The sequence below is a fragment of the Cupriavidus sp. P-10 genome (assembly GCF_003402535.2).
GTDB lineage: Bacteria > Pseudomonadota > Gammaproteobacteria > Burkholderiales > Burkholderiaceae > Cupriavidus.
In genome coordinates this window covers 271,747-291,285 of record NZ_AP025170.1, presented here as the reverse complement: position 1 = coordinate 291,285, position 19,539 = coordinate 271,747, and the positions used below count along the sequence as shown (strand labels likewise).

Sequence of the window (19,539 nt, the reverse complement as noted above, 5' to 3'; positions counted from 1 at the left end):
AACTCGCAGTAGAGAGATTTCATGAGCGACGACGGCCTCAACGACGAACAACTGCTGCGCTACTCCCGGCACATCCTGCTGGACGAGCTCGGCATCGAAGGCCAGCGCCGCCTGCTCGCCGGCCATGCGCTGGTGATCGGCGCCGGCGGCCTGGGCGCCGCCGCGCTGCCCTTCCTGGCGTCGGCCGGCGTAGGCCGCATTACCATCGTCGACAACGACGAGGTCGACCTGACCAACCTGCAGCGCCAGATCATCCACACCACCGCCAACGTGGGCCGGCCCAAGGTCGACTCCGCGCGCGAAGGCATGCTGCGCATCAACCCGGGGCTGGACATCGTCACGGTACCCGCGCGCGTGGCCGATGCCGAGCTCGACCAGCTGGTCGCCTCGGCCAGCGTGGTGCTGGACTGCTGCGACAATTTCGCCACGCGCCAGGCCGTCAACCGCGCCTGCGTGCGCCACAAGGTGCCGCTGGTGTCAGGCGCCGCGCTGCGCTTCGACGGCCAGATCAGCGTGTTCGACCGGCGCCAGCCCGAAGCGCCCTGCTACGCCTGCCTGTTCCCGCCGGCAGAGCCCGCGCCCGAAGTGGCCTGCGCCACCATGGGCGTGTTCGCGCCGCTGGTTGGCATGGTCGGCACGGTGCAGGCAGCCGAGGCGCTCAAGCTGCTGGCCGGCGTGGGCGAGAGCCTGGCGGGCCGGCTGCTGATGGTCAACGCGCTGACAATGGAATGGACCACGATGCGGCTGGCCCGCACGCCGGACTGCCCGGTGTGTGCCGGGCACTGAACGATCGAATGGGGCTGCCGCTTAGTCCTGCGGCGCTGCATGCGCGAGCAGCCAGTCGGTAACGGCGGCGCGGTCGCCGCGGAACACGATGCGCGGCTCGCGCTGCGCGCGCTGATAGACATACATGGGATCGTAGTAGTCGCGCAGCAGTATCTCGATCCAGCCGCGGTGCAGCGCGACGTCGCCTGACTCGGCCTGACGCGCCAGCGCCTGCTCCAGCAACGCAGACAACTTGCCGTAGCGCGTCCCGCCCAGCCGCGGCGCGATCGCCGCCATGGCGTCGCGCAGCCGTGTGGAATAAGCGTCGAAACCCGTGCCGTCGCCATGCTCGGCGATGAATTCCGCCGCCAACCCCTGCACATAGTCGCGCAGCACGCGCTCCACGCGTTCCTCGAAAGACGCCTCCAGCCACACCAGCGGACTGCCCTGCATGCGTTGCGACAGCGCCTGCGGCACATCGCGGCTGCCGATAAAGCGGCCCTCGTCTTCCACCACCAGCGCGCGGAAGCGGGCGTCGATACGGCGCAGCACATCGATCGCCAGCGCGTTCTCGAAGTCCACCTGCTGCGGCTGCGCCAGCGCGCGCCGGCCAAAGGCCGAGCCGCGGTGCCGCGCATGGCCCTCGAGGTCGAGCGCGGCCGGCACGTCAGCCAGCACGTCGGTCTTGCCGCTGCCGGTCATGCCGCCCAGCACCAGCCACTGCTGCCCGGCGACCGCCGCATCAAGGGTGGCAATCAGGAAGGTGCGCATCGCCTTGTAGCCGCCTGTCACGCGCGGATAGTCGACGCCGGCATCGTGCAGCCACTGCTGCACCAGTTGCGAGCGCAGCCCGCCGCGGAAGCAATACAGGTAGCCGTCCGGATGCGCGCGGGCAAAGTCCGACCATGCAGCGACGCGGGCCGCCTTGCGCTCGCCCGACACCAGCTGGTGCCCAAGCTCGATCGCGGCCTGCTGCCCTTTCCCGGCGTAGCACAGGCCGACGGCGTGCCGCTCGGCATCGTCCATCAGCGGCAGGTTGACCGCGCCGGGAAAGGCGCCGCGCGTGAACTCCAGCGGCGCGCGCACATCCAGCATCGGCACGCCGCCGAGGAACAGGCTGCGGAAGTCCGCGGTATCGGCGCGCATGCTGCCTGGCATCAGGTGACCTCGACCGCCAGCGCGGCACGCGCCACCATTTCTCCGATGGGCGCCAGCGACAAGCCCAGGCGCTGGCATTCGGCCGCAAACTCCGCTTCGCCAGCCAGCTCTACCGCCACCAGCAGCCCGCCGCTGGTCTGCGGATCGCACAGCACTGCGCGCTGCGCCTCCGTCAGCGGCGTGATGCGGTGGCCGTAGCTGTCGAAGTTACGCTGCGTGCCGCCCGGCACGCAGCCCTGGCCGATGTACTCCACCACGTCGTCCAGCACCGGCACCGCGGCGTAGTCCAGCCGCGCGGTAAGGCCGCTGCCATCGGCCATCTCGACCAGGTGTCCGAGCAGCCCGAAGCCGGTCACATCGGTCATGGCGCGCACCCCCGGCAGGCGCCCGAAGGCGCTGCCGGGGCGGTTCAGCATGCACATCCAGTCGCGCGCGAGGTTGCGGTTGCCGGCCCGCAGCAGGCCTTTTTTCTCGGCTGTGGTGAGCACGCCGATGCCCAGGGGCTTGGTCAGGAACAGCCGGCAGCCAGGCGTGGCGGTGTCGTTGCGCTTCATGTGCGCGCGCTCGACGATGCCGGTAACGGCCAGCCCGAAGATCGGCTCCGGCGCATCGATCGAATGCCCGCCGGCAAGCGGGATGCCGGCGTCATCGCAGGCGCGGCGTCCACCCGCCACCACCTCCCGGGCCACCTCGGGCGGCAGCACGTTGACCGGCCAGCCGAGGATCGCGATGGCCATCAGCGGGTCGCCGCCCATTGCATAGATGTCGCTGATCGCATTGGTGGCGGCGATGCGCCCGAAGTCGAACGGGTCGTCGACGATGGGCATGAAGAAGTCCGTCGTCGACACCACGCCCCTTCCGCTATCCGCGCCATCCAGCGCATAGACCGCCGCATCGTCGCGCGAGGCATTGCCGACCCACAGCCGCGGGTCGAGGTGCTGCGCACCGCTGCCGGCCAGGATCACATCGAGCACTTTCGGGGAAATCTTGCAGCCGCAGCCAGCGCCGTGGCTGTATTGCGTCAGGCGGATGGGACCGGTGGTCATGGGTGGCTCCGTCGCAGCGCGCCGGCCGGGGAGGAGCCACTACCCGACCAGGCGCGCCTGGATGAAGAAAGGAATTGGAATGAGAAGGGTTACTGCCTACAGCCGGACAACATGGCAGCGCCGGGTGGCGCCGCGCGGTGGGGCTGGCCGCCTTTGCAGGATACTGCAGCGGCGGCCGCGCCTGGGACGGGCGGCTTACTGCTCGCCCGGTTCCATCTGCGATTGCAGGTAGTTCTGCAGGCCGACCTTGTCGATCAGGTCCAGCTGCGTCTCCAGGTATTCGATGTGTTCCTCGGTGTCGGTGAGGATATCGACCAGGATTTCGCGGCTGACGTAGTCGCCGACCGATTCGCAGTAGGCGATGCCTTCCTTGACGGTCTGGTGCGCGGTCTGCTCCAGCTTCAGGTCGCACTTGAGCATTTCGGGCGTGTCTTCGCCCAGCAGCAGCTTGTGCAGGTCCTGCAGGTTGGGCAGCCCGTCCAGCATCAGGATGCGGTCGATCAGGCGGTCGGCGTGCTTCATCTCGCCGATCGACTCCTTGTACTCGACGTCACCGAGCTTTTTCAGGCCCCAGTGGCGGTACATGCGAGCGTGGAGGAAATACTGGTTGATCGCGGTCAGCTCGTTCTTGAGCTGGGCGTTCAGATGCTGGATGACCTTCTTGTCACCTTTCATTGGCGGCTCCTGTCATCGGGCCCGCGCAAAAACACGAAGCGGCGCCAAAAGGCGCCGCGTGCAGTCGGTGAGAATAGAAATGCGCAAAACGCGCCGTGAACTGACTTTCAGCTCACATGGGCGCGTTCAGGCAACCATCGCCTTGCGCTGGTCGTTCGCGACTGCCGGGTCCCGAGTGTCCATTATGGTACATGGGCCCGACACGGAACAGGAAGAAATCTCCACAACCTGGATGCTGGCGAGGGTGGCCACGGTGACATTGCGCACCGCTGCGACGCCTTCCTGCAGCACTTGCTGCGCGCAGTCGCGGCAGCGTCCGCAACACGTGCCGACGCCAAGCGTCTCGGCCAGTTCGTCGAGAGTCTCGACGCCAAGGTGCGCGGCACCGTGGATCTCACGATCGGTGATCTGGTTGCAGATGCAGACGTACACAAGTCCCTCCGTTGCGGCGCGTGGCACCGGCATGCCACTGCGAATGAACGTCAGAATATCAGAGATCGAAAATGATAACAATTCCCATTAGCGACATGGGAACATCTCTGCACATCCGTCGGGACAACACCGTCAGGCGCGAAAATGAGGCGGCGTGAAGGGCACTTGACTGTGGTAAAAAGTGCATTTTCTGTGGCCCGTCCCTTAGAAAACCCTGCCGTCGTCAGGGTCTGGCGATCTGGCTCAGTGCCACCGCGAGGTCCTCGGGATCATAGGCGTTAAGCACCTGGTCGACCAGCGGCTCGAGGTGCTCGCAATTGGCGTGCAGGATCTCCTGCTTGACCCGCAGCAACTGCGCCGGATGCATCGAGAACTCGCGCAGGCCCATGCCCAGCAGCAGCCGCGTCATCGAAGGATCGCCCGCCATTTCGCCGCACACCGCCACCGGCACGCCGGCGCGATTGGCCTCGCGGATGGTACGCGCCACCAGTTGCAGCACGGCGGGGTGCAGCGGGTCGAACAGGTGCGCCACGGCATTGTCGGCGCGGTCGATCGCCAGCGTGTACTGGATCAGGTCATTGGTGCCGATCGACAGGAAATCCATCTTGCGCAGGAACAGCGGCAGCAGCAAAACCGCCGCCGGGATCTCGATCATGGCGCCGACCCTCATGCCTGGGTCGTACGGCTCGCCGCGCTCGTCCAGCTGGCGCTTGGCCTTGGCGATCAGCGCCAGGGTCTGGTCGATCTCGCTGGCGTGCGCCAGCATCGGCACCAGCAGCCGCACCGGACCAAAGGCGGAGGCACGCAGCAGCGCGCGCAACTGGGTCAGGAACATGCCCGGCTCGGACAGCGACCAGCGGATCGCGCGCAGCCCCAGCGCCGGGTTCAGCGCGGTCTCGAAATCGTCGCCACGGCCATCGCCGCGGCCATCGCGGCCGTCGCGGCCGTCGAGCGGCTTGTCGGCACCGATGTCGATCGTGCGGATGGTCACCGGCAGACCGTGCATGGCGTCGACCGCGCCGCGGTAGGCCTGGAACTGCTCTTCCTCGTCCGGCAGATCGCCACGCCGGTTCATGAACAGGAACTCGGAACGGAACAGGCCGACGCCCACCGCGCCCGCCGACAGCGCGGCGCCCGCGTCCTCGGCCATCTCGATATTGGCCAGCAGCTCGATTTCCAGCCCGTCCAGCGTCACCGCCGGCGTATGGCGCAGCCGCTGCAGGCGCTTCTTCTCCAGCGCGCGCTCGCTCTGCCGGTGGCGGTATTCCTCCAGGATGATGGCGGTGGGGTCGACGATTACCAGCCCGGCATCGCCGTCGATGATGATCCAGTCGTCCTGGCGGATCAGCTCGCTCGCGCTCTGCACCCCCACCGCCGCTGGGATATCCAGGCTGCGCGCGACGATGGCGGTGTGCGAGGTGCGCCCGCCCAGGTCGGTTACAAAACCGTGGAACACCGTGTGGCGGAACTGCAGCATGTCGGCCGGGGCGATGTCGTGGGCCACCACGATCACGCCCGGCGCCGGCTCGCCGTCCGCGGCCAGCGCCGGCACCGGCGCGGGCACCAGCACCGGGGCGCCGGCCAGCGCCTTCAGGATGCGCTCGACCACCTGCTGGATATCGGCCTTGCGCTCGCGCAGGTATTCGTCTTCGATCTCGTCGAACTGGCGCATCAGTTCTTCGAGCCGCGTGGTGAGTGCCCACTCAGCGTTGTAGCGGCGGCCCCGGATCAGCGCCTCGGGCTCGCGCGCCAGCGCCTCGTCGTCGAGGATCATCGCGTGCACGTCGAGGAAGGCGCCCAGCTCCTCGGGCGCGTCGCGCGGCAGGTCGCGCTTGAGCGCCGCCAGTTCCGCGCGCACCGCGGCCCGGGCGGCGCGCAGCCGTTCCACCTCGGCATCGAGCTGTTCTTCGTCGACCAGGTAGTGCGACACGTCCAGCGCCGCGGGCGCGAGCAGGTGTGCGCGCCCGATGGCGACGCCGCGCGAGACCGGGATGCCGTGCAGGGCGAAAGGCATGTACCGCTCCGTCAGGAACGTTTAAAAATTCGAAGCTGCGGGACCGGCGCCGCCGGCCTCACTCTCCCTCACCAAACCGGTTGGCGATCAGCGCCAGCAGTGCGTCCATGGCGTCCTGCTCGTCGGGCCCGTCGGTCTCCAGGGTCACCGTCGAGCCGATCCCTGCCGCCAGCATCATCACGCCCATGATGCTCTTGGCATCGACCTGGCGTCCGTTGCGGGACATCTTGACCTGGCTGACGAAGCTGCCTGCGAGCTGGGTCAGCTTTGCGGACGCGCGTGCATGCAGTCCGAGCTTATTGATGATGGTGGTGTCCCTCTGCAGCATATTTGTCGGGATGGTTGGCGATTTGGTTCTGTACGGTGGTAGTGCCAATCTGCAGCACGCCCTGCGAGCCGCCGGCCAGCGCCTTGCTGGCAAGCTGGTCGAGCTTTTCGGAGCGGTAGCAGATGGCGCGCACGAGCATTGGGAGGTTGACGCCGGCCAGCACGCGCACGCGGCCCGGCTCGGCCAGGCGCGCGGCGATATTGGCCGGGGTGGCACCGAAGATATCGGTCAGCACCAGCGCGCCGTTGTCTTCGCAGACGGCGGCCAGGCGGCGCTTCGCCTCGGCCAGCACCGCGGCGGGGTCCGCGTCGGGGAGGACGTCGATGGCTTCCAGCCGCTGCGGCTGGCCGCAGTAGACGTGGGCGGCGCAATCGCGCAGGGCCGAAGCCAGCGGGGTGTGCGCGATGATCAGGATGCCTGCCATGATGGTGAATCCGTTGGATTGCCCAGATTGTAGCAGGCGGCCCCCCGCGCTCCTGCTGCCAGCCGGGATGGTTGCCGGTCAGCTGCCGGCGGCGCCCACGGCGTGTTCCAGCGCGTCGGTAAACATCGCCGCGACGTGGAACCCGGTCTGCTGGGTGATCTCCTGGAAGCAGGTCGGACTCGTCACATTGACTTCCGTCAGGTAGTCGCCGATCACGTCCAGGCCGACCAGCAGCAGGCCCTGTTCCCACAGTCCCGGCGCCAGCGTCTCGGCGATTTCGCGGTCGCGCTGGCTCAACTCCTGGGCGCGGCCACTGCCGCCGGCGGCAAGGTTGCCGCGCACTTCGCCGGCCATCGGCACCCGCGCCAGCGAATACGGCACCGGCACGCCGCCGATCAGCAGGATGCGCTTGTCGCCATCCTTGATCGCCGGGATATAGCGCTGCACCATCAGGGTGCGGGCGCCGTCCTGCCCGAGCGTCTCGACGATGGCGGCCAGGTTCATGCCGTCCGCGCCCACCCGGAACACGCCCATGCCGCCCATGCCGTCGAGCGGCTTGACGATGATGTCGCGATGCTCGGCATGGAAGTCGCGGATGCGCGCCAGGTCGCGCGTGACCAGCGTCGGCGTGATGAATTGCGGGTGCTGGGCGATCGCCAGCTTCTCGGAATGGTCGCGGATCGCGCGCGGCTTGTTGAACACGCGGGCGCCCTGCTGCTCGGCCAGTTCCAGCAGCCAGGTGCTGGTGACGTACTCCATGTCGAACGGCGGGTCCTTGCGCATCAGCACCGCGTCGAAGGCCGACAGCGGCTCCAGCGCGCTGTTGCCTTCGCGGTACCAGTCCTTGTCGTCACCTGTCAGGTGCAGGCGCGTGGCCAGCGTCTCGACAATGCTGCCCGACAGGCACAACTGCGGCTGCAGGCACCAGTACAGCTCGTGGCCGCGCGCGGCGGCCTCGGTCATCATGGCGTAGGTGGAGTCCTTGTAGGTCTTGAAGGTCTCCAGCGGATCGGTGATGAAGAGGATGCGCATCAGTCAGGGCTCGTCAGGGCTCGTCACAGAATCGGGTTCGGGTCAGTCTTTTCGAGTTCGATCGACGCCGCCAGCAGCGCCAGCCGCGCCACCACGCCGTACATATAGAAGCGGTTCGGCACTGCCGCGCCCGGCTTGGCGTGGGTGTCGGGGATGCCGTTGGGCGCGAACGCCAGGGGCACGAAATGCATGCCCGGGGCGTTCAGGTTCTCATCGTTGCCGCGGCCGGTGTGTACGCGGTAGAAGCCGCCCACCACGTAGCGGTCGATCATGTAGACCACCGGCTCGGCCACCGCCTCGTTGACCTTCTCGAAGGTGTGCACGCCTTCCTGGATGATGACGTCGCTGACCTCAAGGCCTTCCTTGACGACGCTCATCTTGTTGCGCTCCTTCCGGTTCAGGCCCTTGACCTCGGACGGGTCGCGCACGGTCATGATGCCCATGCCGTAGGTGCCGGCATCGGCCTTGACCACCACGTACGGCGTTTCCTTGATGCCGTACTCGCGGTACTTCTTGGCGATCTTCTTCAGGACGCCCTCGACGGCATCGGCCAGCTCTTCCTCGCCCACGCGCTCGTGGAAGTTCACACCGGTGGTGCGGGCAAAGTACGGGTTGACCATCCACTGGTCGATATCGATCAGCTTGGCGAACTTCTTCGCCACCTCGTCGTAGGCGGCAAAGTGGCTGGTCTTGCGTCGGGTCGACCAGCCGGCATGCAGCGGCGGCAGCAGGTACTGTTCGTTGATGTTTTCCAGGATCGGCGGGATCCCGGCCGACAGGTCGTTGTTCAACAGGATCGAACAGGGGTCGAAGTCCTTCAGCCCCAGCCGGCGGCCCTTGGTGCCAAGGCGCGCCAGCGGCTCGACCACCAGGGTCTGGCCGTCGGGCAGCTCGATCGGGGTCGGCTCGGTGATTTCCTCGGACAGCGAACCCAGGCGCACGTTCAGCCCCGCCTGGCGCATGATCAGCGACAGCCGCGCCACGTTCTGCAGGTAGAACATGTTGCGCGTGTGACGTTCGGGGATCAGCAGCAGGTTCTTGGCATCCGGGCAGATCTTCTCGATCGCCGCCATCGCCGCCTGCACAGCCAGCGGCAGCATCTCCGGGGCCAGGTTGTTGAAGCCGCCCGGGAACAGGTTGGTGTCGACCGGCGCCAGCTTGAAGCCGGCATTGCGCAGGTCCACCGAACAATAGAACGGAGGCGTGTGCTCCTGCCATTCCAGCCTGAACCAACGCTCGATCGACGGGGTGGCGTCCAGGATCTTCTTCTCCAGTTCGAGCAGAGGACCGTTCAGCGCGGTGATGAGATGCGGGACCATATCCATCCTATAGATCGTCTTTATCGTTCGCCCCGATTGTAGAGGAACGGCCAAACAGGCGCAGGCACACTCCTGATAAGGATATGCAGGCCTTGGCATTAGGGATAACGATATGGGGACGCCGCGCGGGAAATAAAGGGCCGCTGCCGCGGGCAAAAAAAAAGCGCGGCAAGCGCCGCGCTTTTAAATGGCCTGACAGATACGGGGAGCGTTCTGCAGGTGGAGGAAACTGCCTCACTGGCAATGTATGTGCCCCGCACATTAAAGACAATTGAAGCTTTTTAAGATCGGAGTTAAGCACTTTGCGAAAAGCCCGTGCGCGGTGCGGGGAGATCTGCCGCCAGTCCATGCGGGCATTGGGCTGGCGCCTTTTGCGAGTTTTCTCCGGGCGCCCCGCCGCGGTCCGGGACGGCGATCCGCCCGGACCTGATGCCCGCTTGATAAGACAAAGAAAAAAGCCCGGCACGCGGCCGGGCGAAACTCCTGAGAGAAGATTCCCAATCAGCTCTCCAGCACAACACCTTTGCGATCAGACTTCATATGCGGTCTCGCCATGCGAGGTGATATCGAGGCCTTCGCGCTCTTCGTCTTCCGGCACCCGCAGGCCGATCAGCATGTCGACCAGCTTGTAGGCGACGAAGGAGACGATTCCCGACCACACCACCGTGGTCAGTACGCCCTCGAACTGGATCCAGAGCTGGCCGGCGATCGAATAATCGTCCGCCACCTTGTTGGCCACGTAGTCATAGATGCCGGTGCCGCCCAGGCTGGGCGCGGCGAACACGCCGGTCAGCAGCGCACCCACGATACCGCCCACGCCGTGCACGCCGAACACGTCCAGCGAGTCGTCCATGCCCAGCATGCGCTTCAGGCCGCTCACACCCCACAGGCACAGCAGGCCAGCCACCAGGCCCATCACGATCGAGCCCATCGGGCCGACGAAGCCGGCTGCCGGGGTGATCGCCACCAGGCCGGCCACCGCGCCCGAGGCACCGCCCAGCATCGACGGCTTGCCCTTGCTGATCCATTCGCCGAAGGTCCACGCCAGCACCGCGGCGCAGGTGGCCAGCAGCGTGTTGACGAAGGCCAGGGCGGCACCGGCGCTGGCTTCCAGGCCCGAACCGGCATTGAAGCCGAACCAGCCGAACCACAGCAGCGAGGCACCGACCATGGTGAAGGTCAGGCTGTGCGGACGGATCGCCTCGCGGCCGAAGCCGATGCGCTTGCCGAACATGTACGCGCCCACCAGCCCCGCCACGGCGGCGTTGATGTGCACCACGGTGCCGCCCGCGTAGTCGAGCGCGCCCTTCTGGAACAGCCAGCCCGACTTGGCGGTCGCGGCAGCGCCGGCGGCAGCGTCGGTGTAGGCGTCAGGACCCGGCCAGAACCAGACCATGTGCGCCATCGGGATGTAGGCGAAGGTGAACCACAGCACCACGAACACCAGCACGGCAGAGAAGCGCGCACGCTCCGCAAAGGCACCGATGATCAGGCCGCAGGTGATGCAGGCGAAGGCGCACTGGAAGGCGAAGAAGGCCAGTTCCGGGATCACCACGCCCTTGCTGAAGGTGGCCGCCATGGCTTCCACCGTCAGGCCCTTCATGAAGAGCCGGTCGGTGCCGCCGAAGAACGCGTTGCCCTCGGTGAAGGCGAAGCTGTAGCCGTAGATCGCCCACAGCAGCGCCACCAGCGAGAAGATCACCAGGCACTGCATCAGCACCGACAGCATGTTCTTGGACCGGACCAGGCCGCCGTAGAACAGCGCCAGGCCGGGCAGTGTCATCAGGATGACGAAGGCGGTGGCCACCAGCAGCCAGGCCACGTCGCCCTTGTTGGGCTGCGGCGCGGCCGGTGCGGCGGCAGCGGCTTCCGCGGGGGCGGCGGCCGGGGCAGCTGCGGCGGGGGCGGCTGCAGGTGCCGCGGCGGCAGCAGCGGGGGCGGCGGCGGAGGCGGCCGGGGCCGAAGCCTCCGCCGCCGGCTTGTCCTGTGCGGCGGCCGGCGCGGACATGCCCACGCCCGCCGTGCCGATGGCCAGCGCCATCGCACCGGCCGTCAGGAATCGCTTGATCCAGGTTTTCATGTGATTAACCTCTGTCTCTATGCTGTCTTGGGTCACAGGGCATCGCCGCCGGTCTCGCCGGTGCGGATGCGGATGACCTGCTCGATCGGTGCCACGAAAATCTTGCCGTCGCCGATCTTGCCGGTGCGGGCCGATTTCTCGACCGCCTCGATGGCGCGCTCGACCACGTCGTCGGGCACCGCCACCTCGATCTTCACCTTGGGCAGGAAGTCGACGATGTACTCCGCGCCGCGGTACAGCTCGGTATGGCCCTTCTGGCGGCCGAAGCCTTTCACTTCGGTCACGGTGATGCCGGACACGCCCACGTCCGACAGCGCTTCACGCACCTCGTCGAGCTTGAACGGCTTGATGACTGCGATGATGAGTTTCATCCGGATTCTCCTTGGGGCAGGCTCTGCTCCGGCCTGCCGGACCTGCGACGGTGATTAGAAAGTCTTGGTGATGGAGGCCCAGGCCGTCGCCTTGCCCAGGTAGCGGCCACGGTTGACGCTGGTGTAAGCCACTTCCTTGGCGTTGGTGTCGACATAGGCCACCGCCAGCGCGAAGCCCTTGCCCAGGTCCTTGGTCAGGCCGATCTTCCAGTCGGTGTAGGACGCGTCACTGTTGTGCCTCACGCCCTGGTAGCCGACGTGCGCGTTCAGCGTCAGGTCCCAGAAGTTCAGCGGCACGTTGGCCGTCAGGTCGACGTAGTAGCTGTTCTTGCTGTCGGCCCAGCCGAACAGGTTGGTGACCGAGTGCGAGTACTTCAGGAACACCGGGCCCCAGCCAATGCCGGCATACAGCTCGGTGGTGTACGGGCGCGGATTGTTGTAGCCGCCCGGGTAGTAGTACTCGAGCACGCCCAGGTCATAGTTGAATTCCGTGCCGGCAACCTTGAAGGTGTTCTTGAAGCCGCCGTAGAAGTCCATCTCGACCGGCGCCGACACGGCCGGGTTGGCGTCCTCGAGCCAGCTGATGCTCGAGTTCCAGTTACCCACGTAGAAGCCGCTCTCATGCGCGTAGTCAAAGCCACCCTGGATGGCCGGGCGCAGGTTGGTCTGGCTGATGCCGCGATAGCGGTAGTCAGAGACCAGCGACACGTTGGCCGTAAAGGTATGTGGCGATGCCGGCTCGGCAGCGGCGGCAGCGGGCGCCGGGGCCGCGTCGGTGCTCTGCGCAACGGCGGTGGCGGCGGCGCTGGACAGGACGACCGCGCTGACTGCAAGGGCCAACTTCTTCATGGATTTCTTCTCCTTTTCGTTGTGGCTCGGATTTCGTTTGTTTGAATTTCGGTGAGGCAGGCGGCATCACTACTGCAACTGCCGTGCCAGCCGATCGAAAAGTTGCCGGCGCAGGCACGCCTCGCGTTGCCGGAGCGAACCCCAGTGACCCACGCCCCGCTTGAATCTGCCTTGCAGCAAAGGCAAATCACGTTAAAAGGTGTAAAGACGGGCACGCCGGAGCTTTCGTCCACGTGCCGCAGGGGCGATAATCGAGTCCTGACGGTGGCTGCGTGCGGCCATGCCACGGGATCCCGCCCGCATTGGGGGCGCCCAAAACCTGTGCGAAAGCGCGCTATACGCCAGATGTCCACCGGGATTGGCACCAGTTAGGTGCACAAAGGAGAAACCATGAAACCGACCGATCTCTTCAACGACCTGCAGAACAAGGTCAGCGAGGCGCTGCGCAATTCGCCGGCAAGGGACATCGAGAAAAACGTGCGCAGCATGATGACGCAGGGCTTTGCCCGCCTCGACCTGGTCACCCGCGAGGAATTCGACGTCCAGTCGCAGGTGCTGGCCCGTACCCGCTCCCGGCTCGAGGAGCTGGAAGCCCGCGTGGCCGAACTGGAGCGCCGTGCGGGCATCCCGCCGGGCGCCGGCGCAGTGGATTCGACCGGGGGCGCATGAGACTGCCGCTCCGGCCCACTCAAGCCAGCCTGTCCAAAGGCCGCTAATCCTGGCGGCCTTTTTCGTTAACAAATCGGCGACGGTTAGTTGTCGTGGGAGACCCGGCATGAGCCTCGCCGTCCTGGGTAGCCGGGCGCTGACCGGGATCGCGGCGCCGCCGGTGCGCGTCGAGACCCACCTGGCCAACGGCCTGCCGGTCTTCACCATCGTCGGGCTGGCCGACACCGGCGTGCGCGAGAGCCGCGAGCGCGTGCGCGCCGCCATCCTCAACAGCGGCTACGAGTTCCCCAACCGCCGCATCACCGTCAACCTGGCGCCGGCCGACCTGCCCAAGGAGTCCGGCCGCTTCGACCTGGCGATCGCGCTGGGCATCCTGGCCGCCAGCGGCCAGATCCCGGCCGATGCGCTCGACCACCATGAATTCGCCGCCGAGCTGTCCCTGTCCGGCGAGTTGCGGCCGGTGCGCGGCGCGTTGGCCATGGCGATGGGCCTGGCGCAGGACAACGCCGCGCGCCACGGGGCCGGCGCCGCCCCACGCGCGTTCCTGGTGGCCCGCGACAACGGCTCCGAAGCGGCCTTGATCGAAGACCTGGCGGTCCACGCCGCCGCCACGCTGCGCGAGGTGTGCGAGCACCTCGGCGCCCTGCCCGACGCCCGCCTGCCGCGCGCCGCCCCCGCCGCGCTGCCGCAATCGGTTGCCAGCGGCCCCGACATGCGCGACGTGCGCGGCCAGGCGCAGGCGCGCCGAGCCATGGAAGTGGCAGCCGCAGGCAAGCACTCGGCCCTGCTGGTCGGCCCGCCCGGCACCGGCAAGTCGATGCTGGCCCAGCGCCTGCCGGGCCTGCTGCCGCCGATGTCGCTGCAGGAAGCACTGGAATCCGCCGCGGTCATGAGCCTGACGCCCGGCGGCTTCCGTACCGCGCTGTGGGGCCAGCGCTCCTGCCGCGCGCCGCACCACACCGCGTCGGGCCCGGCCATGGTTGGCGGCGGCGGCAACCCGCGCCCCGGCGAGATCTCGCTGGCGCACCACGGTGTGCTGTTCCTGGATGAACTGCCGGAGTTCGACCGCCGCGTGCTGGAAGTCCTGCGCGAGCCGCTGGAATCCGGGCGCATCACCATCGCCCGCGCCAACGGGCATGCCGACTTCCCTGCCAGCTTCCAGTTCGTGGCGGCGATGAACCCGTGCCCGTGCGGCTACCTGGGCCATCCTGACCGCCCCTGCCGCTGCACGCCCGACCAGGTGCGGCGGTATCAGTCGCGCATCTCCGGGCCGATGCTCGACCGGATCGACCTGCAGGTGGAAGTGCCCGCCCAGGACCAGGGCGAGATGCTCGACGGCCCGCCCGGCGAACCCAGCGCCGCGGTGCGCGAACGCGTGCTGGCGGCGCGCATGCTGCAGCTGACCCGGCAAGGCAAGCCCAACAGCGAACTGGGCGGGCGCGAGATCGAGCAGCACTGCGTGCCGGAGCCGCAGGCACAGGCGCTGCTGCGCGGGGCGATGACGCGGCTGGCGTGGTCGGCACGCTCCTACTTCCGTGTACTGAAGGTGGCGCGCACGATTGCCGACCTGGAAGGCGCGGCGGTACTGAGCGCCGAGCATGTAGCCGAGGCGATCCAGTACCGGCGCGCGCTGCGGATGGCATCCGGCTAGGCGAGCGGTCAAGCCGCACCGGCGCGCCGGGCCTTGCTGCACGACCGCCAGCTCCATCTACCCGGTCATGCTTCCTCCGACCACTGGACGCCCTCCCGCGCCATGAACGCCGACGATGCCGCCGGCCCCCACGTGCCCGAGGTATAAGGCCGCGGCCCTTCATCCTGCTGCCGCCACGCTTCCAGGATCGGATCGACCCAGGTCCATGCGGCCTGCAGCTCGTCGTGCCGCACGAACAACGCCAGCCGGCCGCGGATCACGTCGAGCAGCAGCCGCTCATAGGCTTCGGCGCGCCGCGTGGTGAAGGCCGAGTCGAGGTTCAGCGCCAGGCTCAGCGGCTTGAGCTTCATGCCCTCGCCCGGCTGCTTGACCATCAGCGTCAGCCGCACCGATTCTTCCGGCTGCAGCCGGATCACCATGCGGTTGGGCTGCAGCGTGCTGCCGCTGTCGAAGATCGAATGCGGCACCTCGGAGAAGTGGATCACCACCTCGGTCACGCGCTCCTGCATGCGCTTGCCGGTGCGCAGGTAGAACGGCACCTTGTTCCAGCGCCAGGTACCCAGCTCGGCGCGCATTGCGACAAAGGTCTCGGTGCGGCTGTCGGGCGGGATGCCAGCTTCCTGCAGGTAGCCGCGCACCAGTTCGCCGGCGATCGCGCCCGCGGTGTACTGGCCCCGCACGGTATTGCGGCGCACGTCCTCAGCCGACATCGGCCGCAGCGAGCGCAGCACCTTGAGCTTCTCGTCGCGCACCGCGTCCGAGTTCAGCGACGCGGGCGGCTCCATCGCCAGGATGCTGACCAGCTGCAGCAGGTGGTTCTGCACCATGTCGCGCATGGCGCCGGCTTCGTCGTAGAAGCCGCCGCGCGTGCCCACGCCCACGGTCTCGGCGACGGTGATCTGCACGCTGCGCACAAACGGCGTGCGCCACAGCGGTTCGAAGATCGAGTTGCCGAAGCGCAGCGCCATCAGGTTCTGCACCGTTTCCTTGCCGAGGTAATGGTCGATGCGGTAGGTGCGGTCTTCCGTAAAGTAGCGGCTGACCACTTCGCCGATGGAGATGGCCGAGACCAGGTCGACGCCCAGCGGTTTCTCCAGCACCAGGCGCGTGTCGTCGGCGATCAGCCCATGGCCGGCCAGGTTGTCGCAGGTCGCGGCGAACAGCCCCGGCGGCATCGCCATGTAGAAAATGCGCAGCGCGTCGTTGCGCAGCTGCGCGGCCAGCGCGGGATAGTCTCCGGGCTGCGATGCATCCAGGCGTACGTAGTCGAGCCGCTGCAGGAAGGCCTGCCACCTGGCCGGATCGAGATAGCGGGCATCGACAAAGCCTTGCGCGCTGTCGTTGGCAAAATTGACAAAGGCCTCGGCATTCCACGGGTGGCGGCCTACGCCGATGATGCGGGTGCCGTCAGGCAGGTTGCCGTCGCGATGGCACATATACAGCGAAGGCAGCAGCTTGCGCGCCGACAAGTCGCCGGCGCCGCCGAAGATGACAAGGTCCAGCGGCCGCGGGTCGGCGCTGCCAAAGGAAGAGGCGGAACGGGTGGATGGCATGGCGGGCTCCTTGCATGCCGGGGGCGCCGGCACAAGCGGGAATCGTTGGCATCGGTGGCGATCAGCGGGTCTCAGGCATTCTCGACACAGCATTCTCCTTCGACATAGACGCTGCGGACCGCCAGTGCGCGGTCCAGCACGACCGCGTCGGCCCAGCAGCCGGCGGCGAGCGCGCCGCGATCGGACAAGCCCAGGTACTGGGCCGGATACAGAGACACGCGCCTCGCGGCATCGGCCAGATCCAGTCCGATCGCCACGAGATTGCGCAACGCCTGGTCCATGGTCAGCACGCTGCCGGCCAGCGTGCCATCGGCCAGCCGCACGCTGCCGTCCGACTTGTAGACGGTCTGGCTGCCGAGGTGATACACGCCGTCCGGCATGCCCGCCGCGGCGGTGGCATCGGTCACGGCATACAGCCGCGGAATCGCGCGCAGCGCGGCGCGGATGGCGCCGGGATGCACATGCACCAGGTCCGGGATCAGCTCGGCAAATTCGGCATGCGCCAGCGCCGCCGCGACCATGCCCGGCGCGCGGTGCTGCAGCGGCGTCATGGCGTTGAACAGGTGGGTAAAGCCGGACGCGCCGGCCTCGAGCGCGGCAACCGCGTCTTCATACGTGCCCAGCGTATGGCCCAGCTGCACACGCACGCCGCGCGCGGCCAGCGCGCGGATGATGTCGAGGTGGCCGGGCAGCTCAGGCGCCAGCGTGACCACGCGGATCGGCGCCGCGTCCAGGTACTGCTCCAGCTGGGCCGGCGTGGCGATGGCCGACGCGTCGGGCTGCGCGCCAAGCTTGCCGGGATTGATATACGGCCCTTCCAGATGCACGCCAAGCATGCGCGCCGCGCCAGTCGGCCGCGCGCGGCTGGCACGGTCCAGCGCCTGCAGTGCCGGCAGCAGCACCTCCGGCGGCGCGGTCATGGTGCTGCCCAGCAGGCTGGTGGTGCCAAAGCGCACATGCGCGCGCAAGATCGCCGGCACCGCCGCCTCGCCGTCCATGAAGTCCTTGCCGCCGCCGCCGTGGTTGAGCAGGTCGACAAACCCCGGCAGCACGTACGGGGCATCGTTGCCGTCGGGGGTGGCAGACACGCCGTCGATGCGCTCGATGCGTCCGTCCGGGCCGGCACGGATCTCGCCGAAGACCCAGCCTGCCGGCGTCAGGATGTTTCCTTTCATGGCAGTCCTCTCCATATCACCAGCGCGCGCCTTCAGGACAGGTGGACGATGCCGGCATACGCGCCCTGCTGGCTGAACCCGGCCGCGGCAGGGTGCTGCGGCAGGTCATACTTTGCGCCGGGTGTGACAAGCGTGCCATGCCCGCCGCTTTCGTTCAGCTGACGTGGCAGACGCCGGACAGCAGCGACAGGTTGTAGCCGGCGAACTGGTGACCTTAGGGCGCCACCGCGCCACGCCGCAGGGAGCCCCGGCGCGGCAATGGCAGGAGGGGGAAGAAATCGTCAGGCTGACCCGACTGCGCATGGCCGACGGCCAGAGCTTCCGGATGGAATCGCCTGACAGTCAATCGCTCTAACAGTCGTTTCAGCGGTAAGGCGCGGCCACCGGCGGTTCCACCGGCGGCGGGATCGGGTCCTCTTCTGGCGGCAGCGGCAAGTCAGGCGGCACGCCGGGCGGCGATGGCTCTTCCACCGGGGGCTCGGTATGGCGCGGCATCACGCGCGCGCCGGCGCGGGGGTTCGGCGAGACGGGCATACGAGGGTCTCCGTGACCGGGGGCACTCCCTCATTGAAGCAAACCCGGCGCGCACGCGCCAGTGTCGCGGCTCAGGCGTGCTGCCGGCGCACGAAAAACAGCGCCGCGCCCACCGCCATCAGCACGCTGCCGAAGAAGCGGTTCTGCCAGCGCACCGCGCGGGCATTGCGGAACAGGCCCTGCATGCGCGAGGCCAGCAGCGCATAGCCATGCATCACCGCCAGGTCAACGCAGCACATGGTCAGCGCCAGGATCGCCAGCTGCGGCGCGAGCGGGTGGTTGGGGTCGATGAACTGCGGCAGCACCGCGACCATGAAGATGATGCCCTTGGGGTTGGTCACGTTGGTCAGCAGCCCGGTGGCGAACCGTCGGCGCGCGCTCATGACCGACACGCGCACGGGTCCGGCGCCCGCGGCCCCGTCAGCGGCCCCGTCAGCGCCGCTCTCGACCTTGGCGCGCCACTGCTGCACGCCCAGGTAGATCAGGTACAGCGCACCCACGGTCTTGACCACCATGAATGCCTGCTCCGAGGCTAGCAGCAGCGCACCCAGGCCACCGCCGGCAATCAGCAGCACGATCACCAGCCCGGTCTGCAGGCCGAAGATGGTGGTGCTGGTCCTGCGCAAGCCATATGACAGGCCGTGGCTCATCGACAGCACCGCCCCCGATCCCGGCGACACCGCGATCACCCAGCAGGCGGCGAAATAAGCCAGCCACACTTCCCAACGCATTTCGATTCTCCTTTGACGACAACTGCCGCCGCCGCATTGCCGCGGCCACGGCGCAAACCTTGTGCTCCCGCGGTGCCTGGCCTCAGAACGGATGGAAGCCGCCGAGGAACTGCTCCACCTGCTCGGCCTGGCGCTGGTCGCGCGCGGCGTCGCCAGACTCCAGCACCACCGCCTGGTAGGCGCGCGCGCCCACCGCCACCAGTCGCGCGGTCAGCCGCCGTGGCGCCTGGTCCTGCGGCGACACGCCGCTGGCCTGCACTTCGACGCCGGAGAGCGGCCGCCCCGGCTTGTCGGCGGTCGTGATCGTGACCGGCCGCGTGCGCGGCGGCTCGCCCGAGGCCGTGCCGAGGTTGGCCAGCAGCCCCGCCTGCATTGCCGCCAGCGCCTCGCGCCGCAGCCCTTCGTCGTCGGCGGGCAGCGTGACCACGCCCACGGCGAACAGCGTGTCGTCGACGCGCGCGGCCTCCATCGTCATCGGCAGCTTGCGGCCGGCGATGGTGACGTCGCGCGCGGCACTGCTGGGCTTGCCCGGATAGAGCGCGGCATAGGCGCCCTCGCCGGACTGGATCGTGCGCCAGTCATAGCGGGGCGAACAGGCGCACAGGGCCAGCGCCACGCACAGGGCGGCGCAGCGCATCATGGGGCTGCGGGCCAGACTGGGGGCGAGACTGCGAATGAAAGCGGCAGGGCTCGGCGTGGGTGGAAGAGGACGCATGGGGAAGCGTGTGGCGGA

The 19,539-nt window shown here is 67.8% G+C and carries 20 protein-coding genes; 3 read left to right on the top strand and 17 right to left on the bottom strand.

What is annotated here, in order from left to right; all coding sequences use genetic code 11:
* Window positions 1-21 precede the first annotated feature (21 nt).
* Window positions 22-786: a HesA/MoeB/ThiF family protein gene (locus CTP10_RS01360; protein WP_116316979.1), complete on the top strand. Its 765-nt coding sequence runs from the start codon at window positions 22-24 to the stop codon at window positions 784-786.
* Between the two features lie 21 nt (window positions 787-807).
* Here the strand turns inward: CTP10_RS01360 and mnmH are convergent, their stop codons facing one another.
* From mnmH to CTP10_RS01300, 12 genes are all read right to left on the bottom strand, one after another.
* Window positions 808-1,911 (bottom strand): tRNA 2-selenouridine(34) synthase MnmH, encoded by a 1,104-nt coding sequence (gene mnmH, locus CTP10_RS01355; RefSeq protein ID WP_116317802.1) that lies wholly within the window; start codon window positions 1,909-1,911, stop codon window positions 808-810.
* 11 nt (window positions 1,912-1,922) lie between these two features.
* Complete coding sequence (gene selD, locus CTP10_RS01350) at window positions 1,923-2,969, bottom strand: selenide, water dikinase SelD (RefSeq protein ID WP_116316978.1); 1,047 nt, start codon at window positions 2,967-2,969, stop codon at window positions 1,923-1,925.
* Between the two features lie 195 nt (window positions 2,970-3,164).
* The gene (bfr, locus tag CTP10_RS01345; protein WP_061957256.1) at window positions 3,165-3,644 is read right to left on the bottom strand and encodes a bacterioferritin; all 480 of its coding nucleotides are present in this window, start codon (window positions 3,642-3,644) and stop codon (window positions 3,165-3,167) included.
* Between the two features lie 126 nt (window positions 3,645-3,770).
* Entirely contained in the window at window positions 3,771-4,076 is a 306-nt protein-coding gene (locus CTP10_RS01340; RefSeq protein WP_199414493.1) for a (2Fe-2S)-binding protein, read from the bottom strand.
* Window positions 4,077-4,299: 223 nt separating this feature from the next.
* Window positions 4,300-6,090, bottom strand: a complete 1,791-nt coding sequence (gene ptsP, locus CTP10_RS01335; RefSeq protein WP_116316976.1) for a phosphoenolpyruvate--protein phosphotransferase — start codon at window positions 6,088-6,090, stop codon at window positions 4,300-4,302.
* Between the two features lie 58 nt (window positions 6,091-6,148).
* Window positions 6,149-6,418, bottom strand: a complete 270-nt coding sequence (locus tag CTP10_RS01330) for an HPr family phosphocarrier protein (protein WP_116316975.1) — start codon at window positions 6,416-6,418, stop codon at window positions 6,149-6,151.
* Window positions 6,387-6,842 carry a PTS sugar transporter subunit IIA gene (locus tag CTP10_RS01325; protein ID WP_116316974.1) on the bottom strand — a complete coding sequence of 152 codons (456 nt, stop codon included), beginning with the start codon at window positions 6,840-6,842 and terminating at the stop codon, window positions 6,387-6,389. Before CTP10_RS01325 ends, CTP10_RS01330 begins: the two co-directional genes overlap by 32 nt.
* 78 nt (window positions 6,843-6,920) lie before the next feature.
* On the bottom strand, window positions 6,921-7,874 hold the full coding sequence (gene gshB, locus CTP10_RS01320) for a glutathione synthase (RefSeq protein ID WP_116316973.1): 954 nt from the start codon (window positions 7,872-7,874) through the stop codon (window positions 6,921-6,923).
* A 23-nt stretch (window positions 7,875-7,897) separates the two neighbouring features.
* Entirely contained in the window at window positions 7,898-9,193 is a 1,296-nt protein-coding gene (gene gshA, locus CTP10_RS01315) for a glutamate--cysteine ligase (protein ID WP_116317801.1), read from the bottom strand.
* 529 nt (window positions 9,194-9,722) lie between these two features.
* A complete protein-coding gene (locus CTP10_RS01310) occupies window positions 9,723-11,273 on the bottom strand; it encodes an ammonium transporter (RefSeq protein ID WP_116316972.1) in 1,551 nt (516 codons plus the stop codon).
* A 32-nt stretch (window positions 11,274-11,305) separates the two neighbouring features.
* On the bottom strand, window positions 11,306-11,644 hold the full coding sequence (locus CTP10_RS01305; protein WP_010814843.1) for a P-II family nitrogen regulator: 339 nt from the start codon (window positions 11,642-11,644) through the stop codon (window positions 11,306-11,308).
* 54 nt (window positions 11,645-11,698) lie between these two features.
* Window positions 11,699-12,493 (bottom strand): TorF family putative porin, encoded by a 795-nt coding sequence (locus CTP10_RS01300; protein ID WP_116316971.1) that lies wholly within the window; start codon window positions 12,491-12,493, stop codon window positions 11,699-11,701.
* Between the two features lie 390 nt (window positions 12,494-12,883).
* Here CTP10_RS01300 and CTP10_RS01295 point away from each other — a divergent pair, with 390 nt between their 5' ends.
* Window positions 12,884-13,162, top strand: a complete 279-nt coding sequence (locus CTP10_RS01295; protein WP_029046713.1) for an accessory factor UbiK family protein — start codon at window positions 12,884-12,886, stop codon at window positions 13,160-13,162.
* A 106-nt stretch (window positions 13,163-13,268) separates the two neighbouring features.
* Window positions 13,269-14,813 (top strand): YifB family Mg chelatase-like AAA ATPase, encoded by a 1,545-nt coding sequence (locus CTP10_RS01290; RefSeq protein ID WP_116316970.1) that lies wholly within the window; start codon window positions 13,269-13,271, stop codon window positions 14,811-14,813.
* Window positions 14,814-14,878: 65 nt separating this feature from the next.
* On the opposite strand, the gene zwf is transcribed toward CTP10_RS01290, so the two are convergent.
* The 5 genes from zwf to CTP10_RS01265 form a co-directional block, all read right to left on the bottom strand.
* Entirely contained in the window at window positions 14,879-16,366 is a 1,488-nt protein-coding gene (gene zwf, locus CTP10_RS01285) for a glucose-6-phosphate dehydrogenase (protein WP_116316969.1), read from the bottom strand.
* A gap of 71 nt (window positions 16,367-16,437) precedes the next feature.
* Window positions 16,438-17,541 (bottom strand): N-acetylglucosamine-6-phosphate deacetylase, encoded by a 1,104-nt coding sequence (gene nagA, locus CTP10_RS01280; protein WP_116316968.1) that lies wholly within the window; start codon window positions 17,539-17,541, stop codon window positions 16,438-16,440.
* 363 nt (window positions 17,542-17,904) lie between these two features.
* Window positions 17,905-18,075 (bottom strand): hypothetical protein, encoded by a 171-nt coding sequence (locus tag CTP10_RS01275; RefSeq protein ID WP_199414492.1) that lies wholly within the window; start codon window positions 18,073-18,075, stop codon window positions 17,905-17,907.
* A gap of 71 nt (window positions 18,076-18,146) precedes the next feature.
* Window positions 18,147-18,806: a LysE family transporter gene (locus CTP10_RS01270; RefSeq protein ID WP_116316967.1), complete on the bottom strand. Its 660-nt coding sequence runs from the start codon at window positions 18,804-18,806 to the stop codon at window positions 18,147-18,149.
* 82 nt (window positions 18,807-18,888) lie between these two features.
* Window positions 18,889-19,521 (bottom strand): hypothetical protein, encoded by a 633-nt coding sequence (locus tag CTP10_RS01265; protein WP_116317800.1) that lies wholly within the window; start codon window positions 19,519-19,521, stop codon window positions 18,889-18,891.
* Between the last annotated feature and the right edge of the window lie 18 nt (window positions 19,522-19,539).